The following is a 280-nucleotide window of genomic DNA, read 5'->3' on the forward strand; positions in this document are numbered from 1 at the left end:
GGATGCCACTGGGGTGATCGCCAGTAACCCGGATGGGCTGGCGGCTGAATTGCCCTGGGAGTCATTCCACGACCGTTCGGAGCGCGGCCATGCCCGTTGGAACGGATCGTATGAATCCCCGGTGCTGGAAGCGCCGCAGGGGCAGTTCTTGCAATTGGGGCTGGGGTCGGTGGCGGCTGATCTGCACCTGATCTCGGCGCAGGGAGAAGGCCTGGGTGGGACGGCGAGCGATCTGCCCGGGGGTACTTTCTTCGATCTGACCTGGGAGCAAAATTTGACG

General features: G+C 63.6%; 1 protein-coding gene. It reads left to right on the forward strand.

What is annotated here, in order from left to right; genetic code table 11:
* The coding region (locus MD536_RS21740) for a hypothetical protein (RefSeq protein ID WP_239603873.1) at positions 1 to 280 on the forward strand (280 nt) is incomplete at both ends.

This window comes from Flavihumibacter cheonanensis (genome assembly GCF_022352215.1).
Classification (GTDB): domain Bacteria; phylum Bacteroidota; class Bacteroidia; order Chitinophagales; family Chitinophagaceae; genus Flavihumibacter; species Flavihumibacter cheonanensis.